The organism is Paraburkholderia sp. BL6669N2, from assembly GCF_003387275.1.
GTDB lineage: Bacteria > Pseudomonadota > Gammaproteobacteria > Burkholderiales > Burkholderiaceae > Paraburkholderia.
Genome location: NZ_QUNA01000002.1, coordinates 2,830,468 through 2,855,548 on the forward strand (window position 1 = coordinate 2,830,468; position 25,081 = coordinate 2,855,548).

Here is a 25,081-nt window from a genome sequence, read left to right on the forward strand (position 1 = left end):
TGGGGTTCAGGCGAAGCTCAGGCGATAGCGGCCGTGGCGCGCATAGTCAGATAGCCTTCGTGGTCTTTGGCCCACAACTCGATGATCTTGCCGTCGGCGGAAGGCTTACCGCACACCGTGAAAGCCTGGCCGGCGAAGGTCGGACGCACCACCTTGAAAGCGAAACTTTGCAGCGTGGCCTGCGGTTGTTCGCGGCGCACAAGGTCGACCAGCAGGGTTGCAATCAACGGACCGTGGACGATCAGGCCTGGATAGCCTTCGACTTCCGTGACATATGGATAGTCGTAGTGAATGCGGTGACCATTGAAGGTCAGCGCCGAGTAGCGGAACAGCATGACGGCGTCGGCGTCGATCGCGCGGCGCCACGTTTCGCCTTCCGGCGCGAGTTGCGGTTGCGGTGGACGCGCGCCTTCCTGCGGCGCGTCGCGATAGACGATGTCGTGTTCTTCTTCGAGCTTCAGTTCGCCGCCGGCTTCGATAGTGTGCTGCACCGTGACGAACACGAGACGGCCGGAGCGGCCGGTCTTGTCTTCGATATTGGCGATGGTCGAAGTGCGCGTGGCGTGGTCGCCCACCTTGAGGGGCGCGTGAAAAGTCAGGCGGCCGCCGGCCCACATGCGGCGCGGCAGCGGCACGGGCGGCAGGAAACCGCCGCGCTTCGGATGGCCGTCCGGGCCGACTTCGGACATTGGCGCAACCGGTAGAAAGTACAGCCAGTGCCACAGCGGCGGCACGCTGCCGCCGCTTTCTTCGCGATCGAGCGTGGCGGCCATCGCCTTCAATGGAAAGGCGGTGATGTCGTCTTTGAGCACCTCCTGCTTGTCGAGCCAGTCGTCGAGTTTCTGTGGGGAAGCAGACATGGGCACCGTCTCCGTATACGCGTATTGGGCTTAATAGAGTCTTACTATGAACGAGGCAGCATGTGCTGCGAAGTTTGCATTTTCGAAGCGAGTGTTTGGATTTGCTTAAGGCTCGCTGAATCGCCGCGTGGCGGAGCACTGCGACCAAATCCGTCCGCACATCATGCGCTCTTGCCGAGACACCGGCTGCGAACAGCGCGGAATTGAAAAGCAAGAGTCGGGGTGTGCGGCATCACGCCCGTGCTTACACTCAATCATGGCTACGATCGCGTGATGGAGAAATTATGGACACGGTTGCGAAGGTTAGTGAGTCGCGCACGCTGGATTTGGCGTTGGACCTGAAAGCTGGCGCGGGACAGAAGCCAGAGGTGAAAGGCACTGAAACGGAGACGCGCGGCTCGCCTGCGCAGCGTATCGGTGCGATCGACTGGTTCGATGTCGAAGCAGAATTGAACGCGTACGGCTGCGCGATGCTGCGCAATCTGCTCAGCTCAGAGGAATGCGATTCGCTGACCGCGCTCTATCCGCACGATGCCTTGTTTCGTAGCCGCGTCGTCATGGCGCGCCACGGTTTCGGCCGCGGCGAATACAAGTACTTTGCTTATCCGCTGCCGACGTTAATCGCCGATTTGCGCCGCGAGCTTTATCCGCGTCTCGCACCGGTGGCGAATCGCTGGAATCAGGCGATGGGGATCGACGTCCGGTATCCGGCCGCGCACGCGGCATTTATCGAGCGTTGCCACGCCGCCGGTCAGACGCGCCCCACGCCGCTGATGCTCCAATATGCGACCGACGACTACAACTGTCTGCATCAGGACCTCTATGGCGAACACGTATTCCCGCTGCAGGTCGCGATTCTGCTGTCCGAGCCCGGCGCGGACTTCACCGGCGGCGAATTCGTCATGACGGAGCAGCGGCCGCGCATGCAGTCGCGTACGGAAGTGGTGCCGCTCCGCAAGGGCGATGCGGTGGTGTTCGCGGTCCATCACCGGCCGGTTCAGGGAACGCGCGGTGCGTATCGGGTGAATCTGCGGCATGGTGTGAGCCGCTTGCGCTCGGGCCAACGACACACGCTCGGGGTGATTTTCCACGATGCGGCGTGAGGCAGGCCGGGGTTTGGCTTGCCTTGGTTCGACGTCAGCTGCTGCGTTGCGGCAAAAATTCGACACACGCAATTTTGACCCGGTATCATTCGGGAAAACCCGAGCCCGCTGGATGCGCTGCACCACCCTTTGCAGCGCTTTCGGCGTGTCTGTTCGAGTGTTATCGCCCGTCGACGGACGGGGTTGTCAGCCGGTGATCCCGGCATGGCAGCCCAGTTCGGCGATACGAAGGTGGCGGGCCCGCGCGCCCGCCCTGCCGCAATCGGCCAAAAGCCGGTGGCGGCCAATCAGCCTGGATATCATCGATCATGATTGCCGCCGCGTTATCGCGTGTTGCCGACCGTCTGCTAGCCGCGGACGCGGGACTCGTGCGCCTCCATACCGCGCTGCGCGTCGCGCTCGCCTGCCTGCTCGCCGGCGTGGCCACTATCGCGTGGACCGTTTCCCAAGATCAGCCCATTACGCTTGCCGCGCCCGGCATCCTCTTTGCGATGGTCGCGCCGTTGTTCGTGCGCGATGCGCAGCGGACTGCCTGGTTCGGCACGCTCTTCTATCTTTATCTCTGCGCTTGCGTGTGCTTTGCTACGGCGAGCGTGTTGAGCCACTATCCGCTGGCCGGCGATGCGGGCTTCCTGGTGGTGATGTTCGTCGGCATGTTGTGCCAGGCATGCGGACCGCGTGCATTGGGCTGCGCGATGCTGGGCGTGGTGTGTTTTTACCTCGGCCTCTATCTGCATCCTTCGACGGCGCATCTCGTGCAGTCGCTTTTGCTGTCCGCGTTCGGCCCGTTGATGGTCGCGCTGGTGGGCCGCGTAATGGTGCCGATGCGAGCCGCGGCGAGCTTTCGCCTCGCCGTTCATACGGTGACGCTGCGCGCGTCGCGTGTCCTTCACGCTCCGGTTGCCGCGCATCTCTCCGCGTTGAATGAAGCCGCACTGTCGCTCGAAGAACAGTTGGCGCTGCTGAATCCGTCGAATGCGGAAACGATTCGTGAGCGGATCGTCGAAGTGGAAGTCGCTGCTGGACAATATGCGTTTGCATCGGGATCTGTGGATGATGGCGTCAAGGCGAGTGCCTGTGTATTACGTCACGCGATTGCGCGCCTCAAGGAGATTGCGCAACGAGGCGACGCGCGACGCGTTTCGTCTGCACCGGCGAGCACTTCAATTACGCTGACCGCGGCGCAGCGCTTCGCCGACTTGCGCAGCAAGCTCTGCTGGCTCCCCGCCACGCGCGCCACGACCGCTGCATTGCTTGCGATGCTGATAGGCCATTCGCTTTCGCCGGAGCGCTGGTTCTGGGCAGTCATTACGACGTTCGTCGTGTTTCTTGGCACACGGTCGCGCGCGGATACGGTGTATCGCGGTGCGCAGCGTCTCGTGGGGACGCTCGCCGGCGCGCTCGTCAGCGTGTTGCTGGTCGCACCGCTGCATGATTCGCCAGTGTTGCTGGTGATCGCGATGGTGCTGTGCATATTCGGCTGGGCTTACTACATCTTGAGCGCGTATGCGCCGGGCGTGTTTTTCATCACCGTGCTCGTCGGACTGGTCTACGGCGAACTGGGGTTTGCGATGGGGCCGCTGGTCGAACTGCGGATCGAAGAAGTGCTGGTGGGCTGCCTCGTGTCGTTCGCCGTCGCGATTCTAATGATGCCGCTTGCAGCGACACGGCATGTCGAGGCGAGGCTTGCGGCGGTGCTGGGCGCGCTACGCGACGTCGTGCGGCTCTCTGGGGCAGGCGCGCAAGCGGGTGACGCGGTTGCCGCAATGCGTAAGCTCGATCGCGGTTGGCATGATCTGCGGATCGCGCTGCGGCCGCTGCAGACGCAGCGAGTGGTGGTGTGGAATCCGGATGTCGAGCTGGCGACGGGTTCGTTGTTGTGTTGCCTGCATTGGGCGCGGGTTCTGAATGGGCCTGCGCGACGCGGCGTATTGCAGGAAGCGGTAGCGCTCAATGCGGCGGAGGTAAGCGCGGCGCATGTCGAGTCGATCGTGGCGCGGCTCGATACTTTGATTGCGCGTTATGGCGGCGGTGCAACGGGCGCTGCGCGTGGCGGGTCAGATGATCGTGGACCGATGATGCCTGCCGTTGCTTTCGACTTGAACCGGGCATCGGCACTTACACAACTGGACGGCGCCGTCGCGCAGTTGTTCGATCGGTTGACGCAGCCGGTTTCGGATGGGCGGCGCGTTTTCAATTGGGCGTTGAGGGGGAAGAGTGTGTAGAGGGCTTGGGAATGGCGGTAGGTGGAAACTTGTCCACAGAAATTGTTCGCAAGTCCGTGGGTAAGTCTCTCCCCACAGCGCTGAACCCCACTCCATAAGGCTTTGCGGGCCATATGATGGGAAATTGAGCATTCCCCGCAGGCCGCCAAACATCGTTCCCCCGCGTTTCCCCTCAATGGGAAAGGGCCGACATATTAGACATGTGTTTTTTGTAAAGCATTCAAGCTAACGGCGATCCCTAACCAGACCTAACACGGCAAATGACTTGTTTAAATTCGGACAGGTGAGTTTTCTATGCTGCGGTGTGGGCGCATGGGGGACGACATGGATTTTCCCCACGGAGTCTGGTGTTGGGGCGTGGATATACCAGCTACACGATGCTGGATATAGTGGAATGGCCTCGTCCCACCCTCGGTGGTAGTGCACGAAGGTGCTCCGCCTGAGAGCGTGGCAGTATCAGAGCTCCTGATCTGCAGTTGACCGGAGGCCGTCATGAGCGTCGCGTTGCTGAGCATCGATCTTGCAAAAAATATCTTGCAGCTGTACGGCGTGGACGAACGCGGTCATCCAGTGTTGAGTCGGCGAGTCAGCCGCAACAAGCTCCTCGAATCCATTGTCAATCTGCCCTCTTGCCGTATCGTGATGGAAGCCTGTGGTGGAGCGCATTACTGGGCCCGCCGGTTCTCGGCGATGGGACATCATGTGCAGATCATTGCGCCCCGATTCGTCAAGCCGTTCGTCAAATCCCAGAAGAACGATCGCAACGATGCGGAAGCGATCGTCGAAGCTGCGTCCCGTCCGACCATGCGCTACGTTGCGGTCAACAGCGTTCAGCAGCAGGATATCCAGTCCATGCACCGCATCCGCAGCCTGCTCATGCGAGACCGTATCGCGCAGATCAACCAGATACGAGGCCTGTTAGCCGAATACGGTGTGGTCATTGCACAAACCGCACTGAAAGTACGGCAGCAGCTTCCGTCAATTATTGACGACGAACGCAACGAGCTCACAGGGTTGGGTCGATCAATGATGCGGGATATGTACGAGCGACTCGTACTGCTGGATAAGCAGATCGCCCGGTATGATGAATTGATCCATCAAGTGCACAAGGCATCCCCTGTCAGTCAGCGACTTGAGAAGATTCGAGGCGTTGGGCCACTGATCGCAACTGCTGTCATCGCCGCAGCGGGGAGTGCCACTGAATTCTCAAACGGCAGACAGTTTGCGGCGTGGCTGGGCTTGACCCCACGCCAGCACTCATCAGGCGGCAAGGATCGTCTGTTCGGTATCACGAAGCGCGGTAACGGATATCTGCGAATGCTGCTGGTACACGGCGCCAGATCGGTCGTCCAGCAAGCCATAAAACATACCGATACGCTCTCCCGATGGATACGCGAGGTTCAGGCGAGACGGGGAACAAACATCGCCGTCGTGGCACTTGCCAACAAGATCGCCAGGACGATCTGGGTATTGCTCGCACGCGGCCTGGAGTACGCACCGCCGGTATGAACGGAGCAACGATCGGATGGCGGCAATTGTTTTACCTCTTCATTGGTTGCACAAGTGATCTGATTCAATGGCAAACAGGTCGGACCGTCGGTGACAAAACCTGCGCAGTCTTAGGGCTCCCGAAGCCGTGGATATAAGTAGGAGTCGCCGGGCGAAATCCATTGGGGCCAGGCACATGCGTGCCACAGAAAGGCCGAATGTATATATGCAATCCTGCACCTGCTCGCTGTAGAAAAGATCGTTTGGCAAACGGGACGAGGCCATGTATAAGGCTGCAACCGCATGTGGCATGGTGGCCCTGACGCGCGACGGGGACACCGTGGTCCGTGATCCTGTCGTCGCCCTCAATGATGACGTTGGGCACGACCTCAGGGTGGAGCGGACAGGTCACTTCGTCGCCCTTGCGGGCCACGCGCACACCGCCATAGCGCATGACTTCGGAGGCGGTGATAACTTCGCCGCCGTGGTCGGTGGTGTCACCGAGTCGGATCAGGTTCATGGCTTGGGCCTATGCTTGACGCTGGCACGGAAAGCTAGCCTCATTGGCTCTGCTCCCGCAAATGTGTGGCGAATGCCGCATGTTCCTCATGGGTCGTAGGGTAGTCCTGTGTGAATTCAACATAGGTATCGGGCGCAACGAATTCGACGCTTCCTTTCAGGGCTTGAGGCGCCAGAACTTCACGGATCGCAACAGTGATGCCGAGAAGATAACGTCCCATCTTGAAAGGGTTACTCGGCCACACCAGAAAATTAGCCCTGCGAATTTGGCCAGGCTGGATTCGAACTACATCATCAGGAAAGTCCGCGCGATTAAGAAGTGCTTGGCCACCGAACCATGACGTGTCGAACTCTAGTTCCTTTTCATGTTTCTTTAAATTGTCGCTGCGGACGCCGGTAACCAGAATCCACGAGTTCCCATTGATTGGGTTAAAAATCCCTTCCCAAGTAGCAGGGCTGCGGAACACAACTTCGCTTTTACCGGAATTCTGGAACTCTAGCGTAAGGACTAGTCTGCCGTCTCTGGGCGCGATCGTTCCTGTGACGTCAAGTTTTGCCAGCTTCGTCCCGTTCGCGTAGAACGAATGCAGATACTTGTTCACTTGTGTCCAACTGGTATAGGGTCCGCCAGGAGGAGCACTATTTCTAAGCGCCTCAAACTGACTCTCCGTTTCCGCGTCCACTTGGCCCTCGAATACGCCGAACCCCGCCATCTTGGCGTCGAATGTATCGCCGCGCATCGTCATTGTGTAGTGACCATTTTCCACTTTTACGCTTGTCACGACATTGCCGGTAGATGAGCCATTAACCGCGAATTGCATTCCATCCTTACCTGCCATTGCAGCACCACCAATTATTGAAGTTGAGAAACCCAACGCTGCCACCAGAAATAATTTTCTAACGTTACGCACTTGGCTACCTTTCCTTGGTCTAGATTACCTTCCAGGTGATCCCGCTTTTCTGCTTGAACCACTCCGAGATATGTTCGAGGTAGTAGGGCGGCGTGCGAGTTGTCTTGTTAAAGTAGACGCCTCCGCCCATCAGGGTGTCTTGCGTTTTGCCCTGCCACGTATCCTTATTCGGGTTTGACAACGCGAGCGGGATATTAACGGTCTTGTCCGGCTTGATGTACTGCTTATGCACCGCGCCACAGGCGTAATAGTACTCATCGGGGAAGCTGAACAAATGCCCGGCTTCGTGCGTGTGGACATGGTGTACCAGAATTGCGACCTCCTTTCCGTTTTTACGGTCTTCGTACCTGACGGATTCTCCCCAATTCGCAGAGTCGGCCCGCACCACGGAGGGATGCAGATTTACTGTTGCATGCGCTTGACCGTTCGGATCGTTTGTCAAAAATTCAACGCGGAAATGTACCGGAATCTTGCATGAACAGGCGTTACCCTTCAGACAGTCCGCCACGGTTAACTTATAGCCATCTTGATTTAAATCTTTCTCTATTTTCGCCTTGGCATCACTTAGAAAATTAGCAATCGACTCTGCTGTACGTGGTTCGATCTTTCGCTCGGGACCTTTTACTAAACCGCATTCCTTGTCGTGGTTGTAGCTAACAACCGTAAATGTTCCGTCTGCGCTGGCTTCTCGCACCTGTCGCGGACGCATCAAAATACGCACCGTCGCGGTAATTTCTTTCTTCCGCGAATCATAGGCTAACTCGAAGTGACCGCAGTAATTTGCATAACATGCCATGAACTGACCGGTGCCAAACAAGTACGGCGTGCCATCTTCGTTCACAGCGAGATAATCCGCACTGTCCACGTTTCTTGTGATGTTCTCAACAATATCCGCGAGTTGCCACGTACATGGTTCGCCCTTGTTCCCCTGTTGAGGCGCCGTACCGGACGCGCTTCCAGCCGTGGCTCCTCCCAGGCTACCCGAGGCGGTAGCGAAACTGACGGGGGCGGTCGGCGCCGCGAGCGATATGTTCGCTGCGTCCGGGCTGGACGGCATGAATGCCGCCGCGTCTGAACTTGTCCCCGATGATTCCAGCGCCGCAAATGCTGTGCAGTTAAATGTAATAGGATGAGTAGCCAACTGCGGAAGGCGGGCATACATCAGCGACGGTCCGGGCACATCCCAGCTCGCCCCCTTCTCCAGAATCACCCCCGGCGAGCCGTTGATAATCCCGCTGCCGTTGATCTGGATATACGACCCACCCGCGCCGATCCAGACTTCCTTCGACGCGGTGATGACGACCTTGCCGTCCGTGCTGCTGATCGTGATGTCCTTCAGGGCGGCGAGCGCCATCTGGTCGCTCTGCGCCTGAATATCGACGCGGCCTTTCGCGGCGACCAGTTTCAGCCCAAGCTGGTAGGCGAACATCGAGATCGCACCGCGCACCGACGCGAACAGTGAGCGCCCCGCCGACACGCTCACGTCACGTCCTGCTGTCACCGCATGATCCTGTCCACTCACGATGTGCGTTCCCTGCGCGGCGGTCATCCCGATGCCCGCCGCGCTCGCAACGACAAGATCGGGCCGCGTCATTTCGGGGAACGGATTTTCACGCCAGTGGGCGGTGTCGCCCCGGATCGCGTCGTTCTGCGCCTTGATGGCTTTCGCGGCGTCGTGCTGGCTCGCGTCCGACGACTGCGCGTTGTGCTGCTGCGCGAGCTGCGCCATGTCCTCGTGTTGCGCGCGCGCCTGCGTCAGGCGCTGCACCGTCTCGCCCATGTCCTTGGCGGGCGACTGCGCGCCGCTGCGCGTCTCGGTGGTCACCAGCATGCCCCGGTTTGCGCGGACCACGCCCCATGAATCGGTGGCGAGTTCCCAGCCGATGCCGCGCGCCTGTTTGCGTCCCTCGCCGGGCACGATGCGCGTGTTGTAACCCACCACCAGCCGCGAGTTCGCCTGATCGCTCGTCACCTGCGCCTGTAACCGGTCCGGTGTGTCGTCCGCAACGAACTGGTTCGACCCGCTCCCTTCCAGATTGCGACTGAGCAGGCCTGACAGGGCATGGTTGTCCTGCAACGGCCACGGCGGCATGTTGTCCGCGTTGTAGGCCTGCCCGATGACGAACGGCCGGTCCGGGTCGCCGTCGATGAAATCCACGATCACTTCCGTGCCGATGCGAGGCAGGCTGATGGCCCCGTGACCATTGCCCGCCCACGGCGACATGACCCGCGCCCAGCACGACGAATTCTCGTCCCGGTTCGGCGAGCGGTCCCAGCGGAACTTGAGCGTCACGCGGCCATACGGCTCGGTGGACACGACGTTTCTATCGAAGCCCGTCACCACGGCGCTCTGCGGTCCGGTGGTGCGCGGCTTCGGGACCGTGCGCGCCGGACGGAATACATTGGTCGCCGGTTGCACGGTGAAGTCGGTGTCGAACCGGTAGACGCCCGGACCGGTCGATTCCATCGTCTCTTCGGCATCGAGCTTCGCGCGGATCACCATGTATTCCTGGTTCGCCTTGCGATACGGGTGGTTCTCCAGATGGAAGGTCGTCCCGCATACGACATTGCGCAGCGCGCCGCGGCCTTCGGCGCGTTCGCCGCGCGCGAACAGTTCCTCGATGCGGATCTGCGCGGACTTCTCGCCTTCGGCCGGGTCGGTGTAGTCGCCGGGCCACTCGTAGCGCGCCAGATCATTGTGGATCGTCTTCTGCGGCTGGACCTTGCGCACCCCGAGATTGGCTTCGGGCTGCTTGAAGTCATAGTCGCCGGTGGTCCAGACGCCCGACTGCAACGTCTGGGCAATATCGAACGCGTCGATATACTCCGCGTCGATCCTGTGGCCCGGCGGGTAGTACGCGAGCGTGTGATACGCCTCGCTCTGCACCGGCTTGTGCGCGCCCACGTGGTCCACGAACACCATCCGGTGAAAGCCCTTCGAGTGTTCGAAAAACCAGTAGATGCCGTTCTCAGCCATCAGCCGCTGCACGAAACTGAAATCCGTTTCGCCATACTGGACCTGATAGTCCAGTCGCGGGTATATCCGGCTGGTGCGCCAGGCGCAGGAAAACGGATAGATCCGCAGCACTTCGCGAATGATGTCGATAACATTCTTACGCTGGAAGATCCGGTAGTCCGAGCGCTGCCCGGCAAGCCAGAGGCCGGGTTGCAGCGTGAGCCGGTAATGGCTCTGCCGGTCCTGCTGTTCGACAAAGCGCGCGCTGGTCACGATGCCGCTGATCTCACGCATGCCGCAGCCGATGTTCGACGTCCACGAAGGGCCGGAAACCCCGCTCATCCCTTCAAGCTGGATAGCCACGGTCAGTGGCCTGCCGATCATGGCGCGCAGGTCGAGGTTCGCCGCGTCGTCGCCGAACATGTCGAGGTCTTGCGGCGTCACCATGTCCAGCGTGTACGTGTAGATTTCCGACAGGGCTTCCTCGCCACGGATTGATCTGAGCACCAGTGCGGGCTCGCCTGACGGCGATTCCGGCAGCGCCGCGCCGCTCACGGTGATGGTGCGGCGGGTCGAAAAATCCAGCATGAGTGTCCTTCCTCCAGGATGAATGAATGCGGCTCACGGCCACTCAGGCCGCTCAGGCCGCGCTGCGGGTGCCCATGCGGGGCGGCCAGAGCGCGACGGGGCCGCGCTGTACCGAGCGCATCGAGGTCTCCACGAAGGTATGCATCGGGACGTGGCGCGCATGGGCCGGAAACGGCCGGCCGGCGATTTCGTCGGGATCGTGGCCGGCGAGGCTCGCGACAAAAAAGGAGAATGTTTCGTCATCCTTCCGGTCGAGGCCTGCTACGGCCTGTGCGGAGGCCCACGCCCGGTACAGCAGAGTCAGGTAGCGGTGGTGAAAGATGTCGAGGAAGTTGACGAGCGTGGCATCCCGCCGGTTCTGCTCACGCTCGCGTGCAATCTCGGTCATGTGAATCGGCAGTGGCCCGTTCGGCCCGAACATGCCCAGACTGAGAAGCCGTATCTTCAGACGCCCGTTGACCTCACGCACGTCGGCAATCTCGCGCGGCGCGAATGCAAGGCTCGGCGCCTGGCCGAGACGGAACGGCTCCGCCTGTGGACGCCGCGCGGTGCCGACCGGGTCAATGTGGGGATCGGCGCCGATACGGCGCAGCAGGGAAATAAACCCGTAGCGCCAGGGTTCGGCCATCAGACGTTCAACGCTTCCCGGTGAAAGCGCCACGCCAGGCATGGGCAGATCGAAGCGGGCGCGCTCCATCAATCACGACGCGCCTGATGCGGCCCGCACGGGAAAGACAGGAGCCGTGAGGCGTGGATACGTAAGACGTGGATACCTGTCGCAGCGTACAGCTTTCATCGTTTGACCTCTTCCCCGAGTTTTTTCAATCATCGGGGATAGTCGTTCGATAGTCAGCAGGACTATTTCGCAATAACGCTGGGAAATGTCAGCGGCGTCCAGTTGCATTGACGGTTATCCACCCCGTCCTGAGCATGTTATGTATCGTGCATCAACACGGGCCACCGGGCTGGCGTCGGCGCAGGCATAAAAAAGCTTGCGACGGGCGCGGGCAACGCGAGCGCGTCTGCAGATCAGGAGGGGAATTGTGCCGACATGCAGAATCAATGAGAGGGTCGTGTACGCAGCCGTGACATCGGACAAATCCGGGAACGCGCAGCAAGCGACAAGATAAAAAAGGGCGACCGGAGTCGCCCTGAATGGTCACGCAAAACACCTGCCCTGTCCCAATGATGCGGACAACCGGAGGCCGTGTGCCAGCAACCAGGTTGTTAAAGTCGAACGGAACAGATGTTTGTTGCTCTTGAGCATCGCGGGCGAGTTTATCCACAGAAATTGTTCGCAAGCCTGTGGATAACCACCCCACAACCGCCCCAACTCCTTGACGCAGAACCCATCTTGACCACTGCGCGCAAACTGCGGAGAGCGAAGCACGGCGAGCAAACCGCCGAGCGCAACCACCGAAGCGGCCGCACTCGTCACGCCGATCAAGCCGACTTCACCGCCGGCCGTCCTGCCACCCGCATCAACGCAATTCGCTCGACCAGCGCGCCAAACAGCAGCCCGATCGTCGCCCACATAATCGCCTGCATACCGAGCGCCGCGACGCGGAATTTCCACAGCAGCACCGCCGGGAAAGCCTCCGGCACTTCGTTGATCGCGGGCATCGACAACTGCACCGCCGCGATGATCACGATGAACACCACTGCCCCCACGATCGAGCCGTTCCAGGCGCCAAGTTTCATCGCCGCACGGCGCCGCACCTTGAGCGAGAACACCATCGCCGCCAGCGAGATCGCAATCATCAGGAAGAACAGCCCCGTGCGCGTCCCGATCGTCTCAGGGTCGCCGACCGAGGGCGGGTTCGCCGGATACTTCAGGTTCGGCACGATCGCGAGAGCAATGAACGCGCCAAGCGCAAGCCATGCGGACAACGCGCGCGGGCTCAACGCGCCCACTCGCCCATAAGCGTAAGCGAACACCAGCGAGAACAAGCCGCCGAATGCCGCGCCGTAAGTCAGCACGCCAGTCAACAAGCCGATTCCCCGCTGTGTATCGCGGCTCACCATCTCAGGCTCGGGCGCCTCGCCTTTCGCGGCCTCGGCCTTTTCTTCGAATGAAATCGCCTGATTGACCTGCGGCTCGCCCACTACCCGGGCGAAGCCGAACGTGAGGAGTCCCGCGGCGATGCCTGCAAGCATCCCGCGTACCAACAATTTACCCACCATGGTCGACTCCGTTAGTGGCAGGGAAAGCCGAGCAGATGGCGGCCGTCGTGCACGAACTCATGCACGTACATGCCCGGCACCAGCGAGGTGGCGCCCTGTTCCGCACCCACGAAGTAAAGCGCGAGCAACAACAGCAAACCGCCGAACACGACCCAGGGCAACAACTCGCGCAGCGGAATCGGCGTGGGTTGGGCAACGGGCTGATTGGCGGGATCGAAAACAGCTTCGGTCATGATGGACATCTCCTGGGGTAACGCGCCCCGATTGTCATTGCAGAGGATTGGTGCGAAGCTCAGGTCTGGCTTTCGGCTTGTGCTGCCGATTACAGTGGCGCGACCGCGCCGGGCTCTCACCGGCTTCCGCGCTTCGCAGTCCCGCTATTCTACGCGCTAAACTTCGGCACCCGGCAACGCAAAACACACGTTTCATGCCGCCGGCGTTCGGCTTCGGGGCGTGGCTTGACAGGACATGAACGGAATGGACACAAGGCTGTTACTGGTCAGCCACGCATCGACCGCGGCCCAACGCGCAGGCCGTTTTCCCGCCGACGACCCACTTGACGCCCGCGGACTCGCCGAAGCCGAAACCCACGCCGCACGCTTGCGCCTGGCGATCGCGGATGACGCGCCGGCTTTCGTCAGCCCGGCCGCCTGCGCGCGCGAAACGACGACGGCGCTGGGTCTCGCGGCATCGGTCGACGCCGGTCTGGCGGATCTGAACTACGGCACATGGCAAGGACGGCGGCTCGCCGACCTCGCCGCCGAAGCGCCGCAAGACGTCGCCGCCTGGACGCGCGATCCGAACGCCGCGCCTCACGGCGGCGAGTCGTTCAGTCAACTCGTGAAACGGGTAGGAGGATGGCTCGAAGCGTTGTTAGACGGCGAGACGGATCGTGCGTCGTCCCATGTTCGCGACGTGATCGCCGTCACCCACGCGCCGGTGCTGCGGGCAGCGATCGTGTACGCGCTCGGGGCATCGCCCGCGGTTTTTCCGCGCATTGAAATCGCGCCGCTTTCGATCATCGAGTTGCGGCACTCGTCGCGCGGCTGGACATGGTGGCCGGCGACATACTAGCCGCTCTCGCCGGGTGGCTTATTTACCCGACACCACCAGACGCAGCTTGTTCGACCCGGTCGGCGTCAGTGTGATATCGGTCCTCTTACCCTTCGCGCCCAGATAAAAGTGCTGACGTCCCGGCGAATTCTGATCGTGCGTCGCGTCCGGCAGACACGATGCGACGTCCGCCGCGACAGCTTGCAGCGCGTCGGCATTCGAGCCGGCATCGTGATGCGGCGTCCACGTGCATTGATAGGCACCGTGACTCGCAGAACATTGCGCGTCGTCGCCGTAAGGTTGCGCGACACCCTTGCCGTCGTCCGATGTCAATGAGGCGAGCCCGCCAGGGGCCGCCGCGACGATCCGCTTCAGGGATGTGCAAGGGCTAGGCGCATCGTCGGCATACGCACCGCCGGTCAGCAAAACGCCCAGCGACGCAGCGGCGAGCGCGGTGGCAAGCAATCGGGTTCTGTTCATGTCGGCGCGGTCCTTGAAGTCACTCGCAGTACCAGCGCGGTAGCACGCTTCATGCCCATGAGCGCTGACTAGTCAAGACCGCGCTTCAGTCACCATCATTACAATCCAGTACCGAACAAAGCCGCCAGCCCCTGCGCCGACCCGAAAATCCCCTTGGCATCGTGCCCGACACCATCGATCACATACGTCCGATGCTTCGCCAATCCTTGGGGATGCCGCAACGCCATATAGCGCGCGTAAGCCAGGCCGCGCCCGAGCCGGTGTTCACCTTGCGTCAGCGCGGCGCACGAGCGGTCGAGCGCCGGATGCTGTGGATCGCAATCCGCGCCGCCGAGCAGCACGGTCACGTCACGCTGCGCGTAACGCGCTTCGAGCGTGGCCGCTGAAGCCGCGTCGCGAGAGCAAGCGGGCAAATCCTCGAGCCCATATTTCCAGCGATTGAACGACGGACACCTCGCCCGATCGAACGCCGCAAACTCGCCGGACACAGCGGACGCAACCGACCCAACCGGCCGCATTGCATCAAAGTACACATACGACGAAGGATTCGCGACCACATAGCGCAGCGCGATACCGCGCGCCGCGAGCGACGCCTCGTCTCGCGCTACTACCGCGTAGCGCTGCACGACCTGCGCGCCGCCCGAGTGTCCCGCGATCACCACCTCGGCGAGCGACGCGAACTGCTCGCGCGACGCCAACGTGTCCACAATCGCGTCGAGCACATCGAACGAACTGATCGGCGCGGGACCTTCGGCGTTCTCGCCGGCCATCCAGCTCGTCCAGTCCCAATGCAACGTGGACGGCGGCAGCTCATGCGCGTCGACATCCGCGCTCGCGAGAAATTGCGGCACGATCAGCAGCGTATCGGCCGCGCTGCCGCCGGCGAGCGAGCACGAACGCTGCGCGAGTTCGAAATACGTGTCGCCGTTGCGCAAGCGGCCATGAATCAGAATCACGGCGCGTTGGACATCGCGCGTCGGCGCGAGCCAGTCGCCGTTGGAAAACACCGGCACGGTGCCGCTGCCGGCTCGCGTCGTGACGCTCAGATGCCGGCTCGCAACGACCGCGACCGGATGTTCATTCGGCGCGCGTTCGTCGTCTGTGATGAAAGGCTGGGTCATGCAATAGGCTCGTGGTCGATCAATGAGTGGCGGGTCTAGCCGCCGCGCCGCTCGACATGCGTCCGGCGCGCGTGAAGTACACCATCGCGAGCGACACGAAGCCGGCAAAAATCAGGTAAAACGCGGGCGTGAGGCTGCTGCCGGTCACGCGCGTCAAGCCGGTGATGGTGAGCGGCGCCATGCCGCCGAACAGCGTCACCGCAATGTTGTACGACAGCGCCACGCCCGCCGAACGGCTGCGCACGGGGAACAAGGTCGCGAGCATGCCGGGATGCGCGCCGGACATCGCGGCGAGGAACAGCGTCGCGATCATCTGCGCGATGAACAGGTGCCCCGGCGTCGGATTCGTCACCACGAAGTGATAAAGCGGATACACGCAGACCATCCACGCCATCACGATGGGATAGAACAGCCGGTATGCGCCAAAACGATCGGCGAGCTTGCCGGACAGCGGAAACAGAAACAGATTCAGCACACCGGACACGAACGCGCCGAGCAAAGCGGTGGACAACGGCAAATGCAATTGCCGTTCGACATACACCGAGAGATAGGAATGCCAAACATAATTAGTCGCCGCCCCGACGATAATCACGCCCATCGCGCAGATCGCCGCGTCGCCGTTGTCGCGGAAGAACTGGCGGATCGTGACGCGCGGCGGTTTGTCCTTGTGTTCGAGCAGCCGCTCGAACTCCGGTGACTCGGCCACGCGATGCCGGATAAAGAAGCCGAACGGCCCCGCCAGCGCGCCGAACAGAAACGGTAAACGCCAGCCCCACGCCACCAGTTGCTCATGCGTGAGCTGCGTGGTCAGCAGATAGCCGACGCCGGACGACAGCAGCAACGCGAACGCCTGGGCCGACATGTTGAAGCTGCCGTAGAACATCTTCTTGTGCGGGGGCGCGTACTCGACCAGCATCGCGGAAGCCGTCGCGAACTGTCCGCCCACGGATAGCCCCTGCAATAAGCGCGCAAGGACCACCAACAGCGGCGCACCGATGCCGATGCTCGCATAGCCCGGCGTGAGACCCATCAGCAATGTACTGGCCGCCATCGAAATGATCAGCAGCGAGAGCGCCTTGCGGCGCCCAGCGCGGTCCGCGTAGATGCCGAGCAGAATGCCGCCGATCGGCCGCACGATAAAACCGACGGCAAACGTCGCAAGCGTCAGCATGATCGACACGAAGCCGCTGCCGCCGGGAAAGAACACTTGCGCGATGATCTTTGCGAAGTAGCCGTAGATCAGAAAGTCGAACCACTCGAGTCCATTCCCGAGCACGGAGGCGAAGATCGCGCGCCGCACCATCGACGGACTCAAGCTGTTCGCTGCATCGGCTCCAGCCGCGGCACCGTCGCGCTGATTGAAAGTCGCTTCGCTCATTGCCCGCATCCCGGAGTGTCGAACATTGCTGACAGCGCGCATACCGACGTCAGCATGCGCGCACCGTCGTGCCCCACGCCCGGCACGATATGAAAGTGCTGCTTCAGGCCGTCCGGATGACGCGACTGGATATACCGGTAGTACGCTTCGGCGCGCGCCGCGCGTTGCGGTCCTTGCGCTTCGGCGGCACAGGTTCTGTCGAGCGCGCTCTGCTGCGGATCGTCATCAGCGCCGCCGACGAGGTAGTCGACCTGGCGCGACGCGTAGATCGCTTCGAGTTGCGCGGGCGTGCGGTCGTCGAGATACGGCGGCCGGTTGTCCATGCCGTATTTCCATTGATTGAAGTCGGGACATTGCGCGGCATCGAACGGCGCGGCAATACCTTGCGCGTTAGGCCGTTGCGCATCGAAATACGCATACGTGGACGGGCTCGCGACCACGTAACGCACGTCGATGCCTTCGCCGGTCAACGCGGCGATATTACGCGCCGCGACGGCGTAGCGCTGCACGACCTGGCCGCCGCCCGAATGCCCGGCGAACACCACATGCCGCAGATTGGGGAATAGCTTGCGATCGGCGAGCCGCGCGACGATCGCATCGAGCACCTCGTAGGAACTGATCGGAAGCGGCGCGCGCGCCGCTTCGCCGCCCATCCAGGCGTCGCCGGTCCAGCGCAGCAAGTCGGCAGGCTCGTCGTGTACGCGCGTGTCGAGCGTGGCGAGGAACTGCGGCGCGATCAGCAGCGTGGCGTCGGGGTCCGCGTGTGCGGTGTCGCGGGCATTCTGAGCGGTGCGAAAGTACACGTCCGCATTGCGCAGCTTGCCGTGAATCACGACGACCGCGCGCGTCACCTGCGGCTGAGCAACGTTCCAATCCTTCGACAGATACAGCGGGAATTGCGCTTGCCCTTGCGGCGTGGCGAGCGTGAAGCGCGTGTTGGAGATCGTCGCCACCGGCTTCAGATGCGGCTCGTAAGCATGGACCGCGAACGCGGATTGCGCGAACGTCATCAGCACTGCCGCGCCTGTCGACATACACAACGCCGCAATACGTCGTGAAAGATTCAAAGTCATCCAGCTTGCTCCTGATAACCGTGCGCAGTCTTGAACGCGGCGCATCGTCAAATCCGTCGTAGGGAAACCGAATACTCGGAACCGGAGGCGAATACCGACCGTCACGCCGGCCTGATTCGGACGGAATGCGATGGACGAGATCGTAGGAGCGGACATGGTAAATGTAAAATACCTGTTTCATGCACCATTCATACTTAGTATGTATGGCATCGAACCGGCCTTCATGCGCTGGTGAGGAGACGAAACACCATGGAGCTGCGGCATCTGCGTTACTTTCTGGCGGTCGCCGAAGAAGGCCAGTTCACGCGCGCGGCAGAAAGGCTAGCCATGCAACAGCCGCCGCTCTCGCAGCAGATTCGAACGCTGGAAGAAGAGATCGGTTTCGAACTCTTTGTGCGCATGCCGCGCGGCGTCACCTTGACGCCGGCCGGTCAGGCCTTCGCGGAAGACGCGCAACGCCTGCTGCAAAATCTGCAGCAGTCTGTCGAAAAGGCGAGCCGGATTGCGCGTGGAGAACTCGGCACGATTTCGATCGGACTGACCAGTTCCGCGTCGTTCCATCCATTCACGACTGAGGCGATCCGCGCGTTTCGCGCGGTCTGCCCCGAGGTCGCCGTGGACCTCGCCGAGTTCAACGCGGCGGAGATCATCGAGCGTCTGGCCGCGGGCCAGATCCAGGCGGCGTTTCTACGCAAGCCGGTCGACGCCCGCGAGGGCGTGGCGTTCGAGTTGCTGCTCGACGAACCGATGGTCGTGGTGTTGCCGGTGGGTCATCCGTTGCTCAAGGGCAAGAAGCGGCCGCAAGTGTCGCTCAAAGCGTTGGCGCACGAAGACTTCATTTTGGTCCGCCGTCCGGGCGCACCCGGCATGTATGCCGACATCCTCGCCGCTTGCCGGCAAGCGGGCTTCGTCCCGCGCATTGCCCGCGAAGTGCCGCGCATGGCGTCGGGCATCAACCTCGTGGCGGCGGGTCTGGGCGTGACCTTGGTGCCCGCTTCCATGCAGCGTTACGACCAGGTGGGCACCGTGTACTGCACGCTCGCGAACCCTTCGAAACTCAGCGCGCCGCTGCACCTTGCCTATCCCGCGGCACTGCACAACAGCGCGGCCACGCGCTTCATTCAACTGGTGAAGGAGCGCGCCGGCGCATGAATCCGTCAACCGGCACGGATTTTGCATTCTCGCCGTACCGGCTGAATAACCAACAGCCATCCATCGACGTCAAATACGCTACGCCATGTCAAACAGACAAGCCGCCGACAAGCCGGGCCGCCTTTCCTCAGGAATCGATGGAATTGACGACATCCTGGGAGGCGGTCTCACGCCCCATCGCATGTACCTTGTGGAAGGTGCGCCCGGTACAGGTAAAACTACCTTGGCCTTGCAATTCTTACTCAAGGGAGTCGAAGAGGGACAGAGAGGTTTGTACATCACGCTCTCCGAGACCCGCGCCGAACTGATCGCGGTAGCGCAAAGCCACGGCTGGGATATCGGCGGCTTCAACATTCTGGAGCTGGTGTCGGACGAAGGTCTCGACCCGCAGTACGAGCAGACCGTGCTGCACCCGGCCGAGGTCGAACTCGGCGAGACGGTGCGCAACGTCATCCAGCAGGTCGAGGAACTCAAACCCTCGCGCATCGTGCTAGACAGCCTCTCCGAATTGCGTCTGCTGTCGCAGAACCCGCTGCGTTACCGGCGGCAGATTCTCGCGCTCAAGCGCTATTTCGCCACCCGAGAATGCACGGTGCTGCTGCTCGACGACAATTCTTCGGAGCCCGGTGACGTTCAACTGCACAGCATCGCGCACGGCGTGGTCAGTTTGGACAATCTGGTGCGCGACTATGGCGGCAACCGGCGGCGCACGCGCATCGCCAAAATGCGCGGCATCAAATTCCGCGAGGGCTATCACGACTTGACGCTCGACACCGGCGGCATCCGCGTGTATCCGCGCCTTGTCGCGGCGGAACACCACGCGCAGTTCGACACAGAGGCGGTCAGCACCGGCACGCAGGGACTCGACGCGTTGCTCGGCGGCGGTCTGATCCCCGGCACCAATGCACTGATGATCGGCCCTTCGGGCGTCGGCAAGACCACTACGGTGGTGTCGTGCCTGATCGCCGCGCTCGAGCGCGGCGAGCGCTGCGTCTACTACGTGTTCGACGAGACACTCGTCACGTTGACGATCCGCTGCGCGACGCTCGGCATGCATCTGGCGCCGCACGTCGAAAGCGGTCTGCTGACGCTGCGGCAGATCGATCCGGCGGAGATCTCGCCCGGTGAATTCGCCAGCGATGTCCGCCGCTCTGTCGAGCAGGACGGTGCGCGCTTTGTCGCGATAGACAGTCTGAACGCTTATCTGCAGGCAATGCCGGGCGAGCGCTATCTGCTGCTGCAAATGCACGAACTGCTCGGCTATCTGAACCAGCAAGGCGTGATCACGATGCTCGTGCTGGGGCAGCACGGCATCATCGGCGAGGTACAGACCGATATCGACATCAGCTACCTGAGCGACGTGGTGGTGCTGTTCCGCTACTTCGAACACCACGGCGAAGTGCTCACCGCCGTGACGGCCGTAAAGAGCCGCGCCAATGCTCACGAGCGCTCGATCCGCCAGTTCCGGCTCGGCAGCAATGGCGTGGAAGTCGGCGAGGCGTTGCGCGACTTCGAAGGTGTGCTCTCCGGACTGCCGGCTTATCGCGGCAACACTGCACTGCTCGGTGCGACGAACCGCGTCCTCGACACGTCCGGGCAGTAGGCTATGGAGCAACGCGTCCTTATTCTTGCGCCGTTTGGCCGCGACGCCGATGTGATTGCCGAGGTGCTGCACAAAGATCAACGCCTCTGCGTGGCATGCCGCGATGCCGATGCGCTCACCGCTGAACTCGACGCCGGTGCGGGCGCCGCGTTGATCGCGGAAGAAGCGCTCACGGGCAACCATGCGGCCCGTTTGTTCGAGTGGCTGGAGCAGCAGCCCGCGTGGTCGGATTTCCCGATTATTCTGCTCGCCGCCTCACGCGTCGGACATCGCTCGGAACGCGGCCTCGAAGTGCTCGAACGGCTCGGCAACGTTGTCGTGCTTGAACGTCCGCTGAATTCGGAGACGCTGCGGCGCGCGGTGGCGTCGTCATTGCGGGCACGCGCGCGGCAATATGAATCGCGCCGCCATCTCGCCGAGCGGATCGAAGCGCAAGAAGCACTGGTGCAGTTGAACGACTCGCTGGAAAGCCGTATCGCCGAACGTACTCAGGAACTCGCCTCCGCCAACAATCGGCTGATGATGGAAATACACGAGCGCGCCAAAGTGCAGGCGGTGCTCGTGCAGTCGCAGAAAATGGAGGCGCTCGGGCAACTCACCGGCGGCATCGCGCACGACTTCAATAATCTGCTGAACGTCATCATGGTGAACGCCGAGCTGATCGCGCGAGTAACCAGCGATGAGCGCCTTCGCAGCATGGCCGCCACCGTCAAGCGCGCGACCGAGCGCGGCGCGAAACTAACGGGACAGTTGCTCACTTTCTCGCGCAACAGCAACCTCGATCTGAAAGCGGTGGACGTGGTGGCGCTGCTGCAAGGCATGCGCGACATCATTACGGTGTCGCTCGGATCGAGCATCCGTTATACCAACGAGTTCGAAGGCCAGGAGATGTGGACTCAGGCCGACGCCAATCAACTCGAACTGGCCATTCTCAATCTCGCCATCAACGCGCGCGACGCCATGCCGGGCGGCGGCCAGCTCGGCATTCGCGTGAAGCAGCGCGAGGCGCCCGATCAGACACTCGCTGAAGGCCGCTACGTGGTGGTCGAAGTCGCCGATACCGGTTCGGGTGTGCCGCCCGATGTGGTGTCGCGCGTGTTCGATCCGTTCTTCACCACCAAGCCGATCGGCAAGGGAACGGGACTCGGCTTGAGCCAGGTCTACGGCATTGCGAGGCAGGCCGGCGGCACCGCGCGTCTGTTCAGCGAGGAAGGCGTGGGCACCACTGTCGAACTCTGGCTGCCGTTGCGCGAACGCGTGGCGCCGCAGGCCGAAGCGGCGTCGAATGCGGAAGCGAACGTGATCGGCGAAAAGCGCGTGCTGGTGGTCGAAGACGACAGCGAAGTGCGTGCCATGCTGGTCGAGTCGCTGAGAATGCTCGGCTACACCGTGACCGAAGCCGCCGACGGACGCGCGGGTCTGAACCGTTTGCAGGACGACAAACCGGACCTGCTGATGGTGGACTTCGCGATGCCCGGCATGAACGGCATCGACGTGATCGCCGAGGCGCGCAAGATGCGCGAGGATTTGCCGGTGATCCTGGCAACGGGTTATGCGGACGTGGACATCTCCGGGCTGGCGGTGAAGCGCTGCACGATCTTGCGCAAGCCTTTCCAACTGGACGATCTGGCGCGGACGGTCAGGCTCGGGCTGGCGGCCTGAGTCACGCCGACGTAACGAACCTGCGCGCATGCCGACGCGCGCAGCCGTGCCGTATCGTCATAAAAAATTCCAGAATCAATAGTTTGCTAACGAATTTTTTGGAAATACAATACCGGCCATGTCGAATCTCGATGCCTTACGCCGGACAGTCAGCAGCACGCTGGTCGTCGCCGCCCGAAAATGGCGGCGCACGAGCCACGGTGTGCTCGCGGCCTTCAATGTTTCCGAGGCCTGCGCCACGCCGCTCCTCACCGCCAGCCGGCTCGGCGCGGCCGTGCGCCAGGTCACGCTCGCCGATCACATCGGTATTGAAGGGCCTTCGCTCGTGCGGCTGCTCGATCAACTGTGCGCCGCGGGCCTGATGCGTCGCGACGAAGACCCCGAAGACCGGCGCGCGAAAACCGTGGTGCTCACCGAAGAAGGCCGCGCCGTCACCGCGAAAATGGAAGAAGAACTGGTCACGCTGCGGGCGCAAGCGTTAAAAGGCGTTTCGCGCAGCGACCTGGAAGCCACTTTGCGCGTGCTGGCCGCGTTCACGGCCGACGCCGGCGAGCGCGCCGATCAGAACAGCGATCGCAGCGGCGATCCGGCGTAACGCGTTGATGGTCTACCCTTCCCTTCGCGATTGGCTGTTCTCCGTCAAGACATTTGCCGCGGCGATGATCGCGCTCTACATCGGCCTCGCGCTCGAACTGCCGCGGCCTTATTGGGCGATGGCGACCGTCTACATCGTGTCGAATCCGTTTGTCGGCGCCACGCGTTCGAAGGCGCTCTATCGTGCGCTCGGCACCATGCTCGGCGCTTCGGCAGCCGTGCTGCTGGTGCCGCCCTTCGTCGAATCGCCGTATCTGTTCAGCGTGATCGTCGCGCTATGGACCGGCACGATGCTGTATCTGGCGGTGTCCGACCGCACCGCGCGCAGCTACGTGTTCCTGCTGGCCGGCTATACGATGCCGATTATCGCGCTGCCTTCGGTGACCAATCCGGGCGGGGTGTTCGACCTCGCGGTCAGCCGCACCGAGGAGATCACGCTGGGCATCGTCTGCGCGAGCATTGTCGGCAGCGCGCTGTTTCCGAGTCGGCTTGCACCCACGATCATCAATCAGACCGACGCATGGTTTCGCGACGCCGCGTTCTACGCAACCGAAACGCTCTCTGGACGAATTGCCGGTTCGGCCATTTCGGGTGCGCGGCAACGCATCGCGGCCACCATCAATGGCCTTGAATTGCTGCTCAGCCAACTGGCCTACGATCACACGCGGCCCGACATATTGGCGCGCGCACATGAACTGCGCGGGCGCATGCAGTTGCTGCTGCCGATCATGTCGTCGCTCGCCGATCCGCTGATCGCGCTTTATAACAGCGGCCGGCAGACGTGGCCCGACGGGCTGGAAAGCCTGCTCGCCGATGTCATCAAATGGTTCAACGAGCCGATGCCCACCGTGAGCGAGGGCGATCACCCGGACCCGACGGCCGATGCATTGCGTGCGCGCATCGCGGCAATGCAGCCACCACCGTCCGCGCTCGCGGGCTGGGATGGCGCGCTGCTCTCGAACGCGTTGTGGCGTATGAAACAGGTGATCGATGTCTGGCAGGACTGCCGCTCGCTGCGCATCATCATCACCCGGGAAGAAGGCTCGTGGCGTCCGCGCTTCCGTCATTGGCGGCTGGGCGGTACAGAGCGCTTCTACGATCGCGGCATCATGCTGTTCTCCACGGGCACGGCCGCGGCGGCCGTGGTTCTCGCGTGCAGTTTGTGGATCGGCTCGGGGTGGAACGACGGAGCGAGCGCTGTCACGCTCGCGGCCGTGGCATGCTGCTTCTTCGCGGCGCTCGACGAGCCCGCGCCGTTCATCTTCCGCTTCTTCGTGGCGACCGCCATCAGCGTGGTGGCGGCGGGCGTCTATCTGTTCGTCGTGCTGCCGCATGTGCATGACTTTCCCTTGCTGGTGATCATGTTCGCCGCGCCGTTCATCTTCGTCGGCACACTGATTCCGCGCCCGCAGTTCAACCTGGCCACGGTGCTGGTCGCCGTGAACACGGCCACTTTCATCAGCATTCAGGACGCCTACGACGCCAATTTTCTGGTCTTCCTGAACAGCAATCTCGCGGGCCTCGCCGGCTTGCTTTATGCGTATCTGTGGACGCGCGCGACGCGCCCGTTCGGCGCCGAACTCACGGCGTCCCGCCTGTTGCGTTCGAGCTGGGCCGACGTGGCGCTCACGGCATCGACACGGCCGATCGAAGATCCGCGCAATCTCGCCGCGCGCATGCTCGACCGCCTGATGCAGTTGATCCCGCGACTCGCCGCGACCGACGACCATCGTCATCCGTCGATCGAAAGCTTTCGCGATCTGCGCATTGGCCTCAACGCGCTCGATCTGCGCCGCCTGACCCCCAATCTGGGCGGCGACGCGCCGGCCGCGATCGATCACGTGCTCGACGACGTGCGTCAGTACTATGAAAGCTGCGTCGACCGCCGCAAGCGCGAGCCGGTGCCGGAGAGCCTCATGTCGTCGATCGACGCCGCCGTGGCGAGCGTCACGGCACAGGGCCTCGCCAACGCCGGGGCACCGAGCCCAAGCGCGCAGACTTCGGCGCGCCGGTTGCGCGAAGCGCTGCACGCGCTGGTCGGCTTGCGTCTTTCGCTGTTTCCGGCCACGCTGACGACGCCCACGCCGCCCGAACCGGAGGCCGCAGCCTGATGCGCTCATGCCGTTGGCCA

The 25,081-nt window shown here is 62.2% G+C and carries 18 protein-coding genes, 2 pseudogenes and 1 riboswitch; of the genes and pseudogenes, 9 read left to right on the forward strand and 11 right to left on the reverse strand.

Annotated elements, in window-relative coordinates; genetic code table 11:
- Nucleotides 1–17: 17 nt before the first annotated feature.
- Nucleotides 18–860 (reverse strand): MaoC family dehydratase N-terminal domain-containing protein, encoded by an 843-nt coding sequence (locus B0G80_RS35185; RefSeq protein WP_116122359.1) that lies wholly within the window; start codon nt 858–860, stop codon nt 18–20.
- Between the two features lie 284 nt (nt 861–1,144).
- Between B0G80_RS35185 and B0G80_RS35190 the strand changes: the two genes are divergently transcribed.
- From B0G80_RS35190 to B0G80_RS35200, 3 genes are all read left to right on the forward strand, one after another.
- A complete protein-coding gene (locus B0G80_RS35190; protein ID WP_116122360.1) occupies nt 1,145–1,963 on the forward strand; it encodes a 2OG-Fe(II) oxygenase in 819 nt (272 codons plus the stop codon).
- Between the two features lie 308 nt (nt 1,964–2,271).
- On the forward strand, nt 2,272–4,188 hold the full coding sequence (locus tag B0G80_RS35195) for an FUSC family protein (protein ID WP_116122361.1): 1,917 nt from the start codon (nt 2,272–2,274) through the stop codon (nt 4,186–4,188).
- 492 nt (nt 4,189–4,680) lie between these two features.
- Nucleotides 4,681–5,697, forward strand: coding sequence for an IS110 family transposase (locus tag B0G80_RS35200; RefSeq protein ID WP_116121208.1), 1,017 nt, complete (start codon nt 4,681–4,683; stop codon nt 5,695–5,697).
- A gap of 253 nt (nt 5,698–5,950) precedes the next feature.
- Here B0G80_RS35200 and B0G80_RS47465 read toward each other — a convergent pair.
- From B0G80_RS47465 to B0G80_RS35230, 6 genes and pseudogenes are all read right to left on the reverse strand, one after another.
- Nucleotides 5,951–6,196: pseudogene (locus B0G80_RS47465) on the reverse strand (PAAR domain-containing protein); the annotation flags it as partial.
- 40 nt (nt 6,197–6,236) lie between these two features.
- The gene (locus tag B0G80_RS35210; protein ID WP_147309954.1) at nt 6,237–7,106 is read right to left on the reverse strand and encodes a hypothetical protein; all 870 of its coding nucleotides are present in this window, start codon (nt 7,104–7,106) and stop codon (nt 6,237–6,239) included.
- 19 nt (nt 7,107–7,125) lie between these two features.
- A complete protein-coding gene (locus B0G80_RS35215) occupies nt 7,126–10,650 on the reverse strand; it encodes a type VI secretion system Vgr family protein (protein WP_258879140.1) in 3,525 nt (1,174 codons plus the stop codon).
- Between the two features lie 112 nt (nt 10,651–10,762).
- A pseudogene (tssG, locus tag B0G80_RS35220) lies at nt 10,763–11,347 on the reverse strand (type VI secretion system baseplate subunit TssG); the annotation flags it as partial.
- 746 nt (nt 11,348–12,093) lie between these two features.
- Nucleotides 12,094–12,834, reverse strand: coding sequence for a CbtA family protein (locus B0G80_RS35225; RefSeq protein ID WP_116122364.1), 741 nt, complete (start codon nt 12,832–12,834; stop codon nt 12,094–12,096).
- An 11-nt stretch (nt 12,835–12,845) separates the two neighbouring features.
- The gene (locus B0G80_RS35230) at nt 12,846–13,067 is read right to left on the reverse strand and encodes a CbtB-domain containing protein (RefSeq protein WP_012428410.1); all 222 of its coding nucleotides are present in this window, start codon (nt 13,065–13,067) and stop codon (nt 12,846–12,848) included.
- A 38-nt stretch (nt 13,068–13,105) separates the two neighbouring features.
- A riboswitch (cobalamin riboswitch) is annotated at nt 13,106–13,248 on the reverse strand.
- A gap of 63 nt (nt 13,249–13,311) precedes the next feature.
- On the opposite strand from B0G80_RS35230, the gene B0G80_RS35235 reads away from it, so the two are divergent.
- Nucleotides 13,312–13,908: a histidine phosphatase family protein gene (locus B0G80_RS35235; RefSeq protein ID WP_116122365.1), complete on the forward strand. Its 597-nt coding sequence runs from the start codon at nt 13,312–13,314 to the stop codon at nt 13,906–13,908.
- An 18-nt stretch (nt 13,909–13,926) separates the two neighbouring features.
- On the opposite strand, the gene B0G80_RS35240 is transcribed toward B0G80_RS35235, so the two are convergent.
- The 4 genes from B0G80_RS35240 to B0G80_RS35255 form a co-directional block, all read right to left on the reverse strand.
- Entirely contained in the window at nt 13,927–14,367 is a 441-nt protein-coding gene (locus B0G80_RS35240) for a hypothetical protein (RefSeq protein WP_116122366.1), read from the reverse strand.
- A gap of 98 nt (nt 14,368–14,465) precedes the next feature.
- Complete coding sequence (locus B0G80_RS35245) at nt 14,466–15,488, reverse strand: alpha/beta hydrolase (protein WP_116122367.1); 1,023 nt, start codon at nt 15,486–15,488, stop codon at nt 14,466–14,468.
- 19 nt (nt 15,489–15,507) lie between these two features.
- Nucleotides 15,508–16,866 (reverse strand): MFS transporter, encoded by a 1,359-nt coding sequence (locus B0G80_RS35250; RefSeq protein WP_116122368.1) that lies wholly within the window; start codon nt 16,864–16,866, stop codon nt 15,508–15,510.
- Entirely contained in the window at nt 16,863–17,939 is a 1,077-nt protein-coding gene (locus B0G80_RS35255; protein ID WP_116122369.1) for an alpha/beta hydrolase, read from the reverse strand. Before B0G80_RS35255 ends, B0G80_RS35250 begins: the two co-directional genes overlap by 4 nt.
- Before the next feature lie 249 nt (nt 17,940–18,188).
- Here B0G80_RS35255 and B0G80_RS35260 point away from each other — a divergent pair, with 249 nt between their 5' ends.
- The 5 genes from B0G80_RS35260 to B0G80_RS35280 all read left to right on the forward strand — a co-directional run bounded on the left by B0G80_RS35260 (nt 18,189) and on the right by B0G80_RS35280 (nt 25,061).
- Nucleotides 18,189–19,091, forward strand: a complete 903-nt coding sequence (locus tag B0G80_RS35260) for a LysR family transcriptional regulator (protein ID WP_116122370.1) — start codon at nt 18,189–18,191, stop codon at nt 19,089–19,091.
- 85 nt (nt 19,092–19,176) lie between these two features.
- Nucleotides 19,177–20,694, forward strand: a complete 1,518-nt coding sequence (locus B0G80_RS35265; RefSeq protein WP_116122371.1) for an ATPase domain-containing protein — start codon at nt 19,177–19,179, stop codon at nt 20,692–20,694.
- 3 nt (nt 20,695–20,697) lie between these two features.
- Complete coding sequence (locus B0G80_RS35270; RefSeq protein ID WP_116122372.1) at nt 20,698–22,356, forward strand: response regulator; 1,659 nt, start codon at nt 20,698–20,700, stop codon at nt 22,354–22,356.
- Nucleotides 22,357–22,474: 118 nt separating this feature from the next.
- A complete protein-coding gene (locus tag B0G80_RS35275; RefSeq protein ID WP_116122373.1) occupies nt 22,475–22,951 on the forward strand; it encodes a MarR family winged helix-turn-helix transcriptional regulator in 477 nt (158 codons plus the stop codon).
- A gap of 7 nt (nt 22,952–22,958) precedes the next feature.
- Nucleotides 22,959–25,061: an FUSC family protein gene (locus B0G80_RS35280; protein WP_116122374.1), complete on the forward strand. Its 2,103-nt coding sequence runs from the start codon at nt 22,959–22,961 to the stop codon at nt 25,059–25,061.
- Nucleotides 25,062–25,081 lie beyond the last annotated feature (20 nt).

Excerpts from the sequence above, each read along its gene's own strand:
- B0G80_RS35235 (WP_116122365.1), top strand. The coding sequence starts at position 13,312 with ATGGACACAAGGCTGTTACTGGTCAGCCACGCATCGACCGCGGCCCAA.
- B0G80_RS35185 (WP_116122359.1), bottom strand. The coding sequence starts at position 860 with ATGTCTGCTTCCCCACAGAAACTCGACGACTGGCTCGACAAGCAGGAG.
- B0G80_RS35260 (WP_116122370.1), top strand. The coding sequence starts at position 18,189 with ATGGAGCTGCGGCATCTGCGTTACTTTCTGGCGGTCGCCGAAGAAGGC.
- B0G80_RS35275 (WP_116122373.1), top strand. The coding sequence starts at position 22,475 with ATGTCGAATCTCGATGCCTTACGCCGGACAGTCAGCAGCACGCTGGTC.
- B0G80_RS35265 (WP_116122371.1), top strand. The coding sequence starts at position 19,177 with ATGTCAAACAGACAAGCCGCCGACAAGCCGGGCCGCCTTTCCTCAGGA.
- B0G80_RS35270 (WP_116122372.1), top strand. The coding sequence starts at position 20,698 with ATGGAGCAACGCGTCCTTATTCTTGCGCCGTTTGGCCGCGACGCCGAT.
- B0G80_RS35280 (WP_116122374.1), top strand. The coding sequence starts at position 22,959 with ATGGTCTACCCTTCCCTTCGCGATTGGCTGTTCTCCGTCAAGACATTT.
- B0G80_RS35215 (WP_258879140.1), bottom strand. The coding sequence starts at position 10,650 with ATGCTGGATTTTTCGACCCGCCGCACCATCACCGTGAGCGGCGCGGCG.
- B0G80_RS35190 (WP_116122360.1), top strand. The coding sequence starts at position 1,145 with ATGGACACGGTTGCGAAGGTTAGTGAGTCGCGCACGCTGGATTTGGCG.
- B0G80_RS35225 (WP_116122364.1), bottom strand. The coding sequence starts at position 12,834 with ATGGTGGGTAAATTGTTGGTACGCGGGATGCTTGCAGGCATCGCCGCG.
- B0G80_RS35200 (WP_116121208.1), top strand. The coding sequence starts at position 4,681 with ATGAGCGTCGCGTTGCTGAGCATCGATCTTGCAAAAAATATCTTGCAG.
- B0G80_RS35240 (WP_116122366.1), bottom strand. The coding sequence starts at position 14,367 with ATGAACAGAACCCGATTGCTTGCCACCGCGCTCGCCGCTGCGTCGCTG.
- B0G80_RS35230 (WP_012428410.1), bottom strand. The coding sequence starts at position 13,067 with ATGACCGAAGCTGTTTTCGATCCCGCCAATCAGCCCGTTGCCCAACCC.
- B0G80_RS35195 (WP_116122361.1), top strand. The coding sequence starts at position 2,272 with ATGATTGCCGCCGCGTTATCGCGTGTTGCCGACCGTCTGCTAGCCGCG.
- B0G80_RS35245 (WP_116122367.1), bottom strand. The coding sequence starts at position 15,488 with ATGACCCAGCCTTTCATCACAGACGACGAACGCGCGCCGAATGAACAT.
- B0G80_RS35255 (WP_116122369.1), bottom strand. The coding sequence starts at position 17,939 with ATGACTTTGAATCTTTCACGACGTATTGCGGCGTTGTGTATGTCGACA.
- B0G80_RS35250 (WP_116122368.1), bottom strand. The coding sequence starts at position 16,866 with ATGAGCGAAGCGACTTTCAATCAGCGCGACGGTGCCGCGGCTGGAGCC.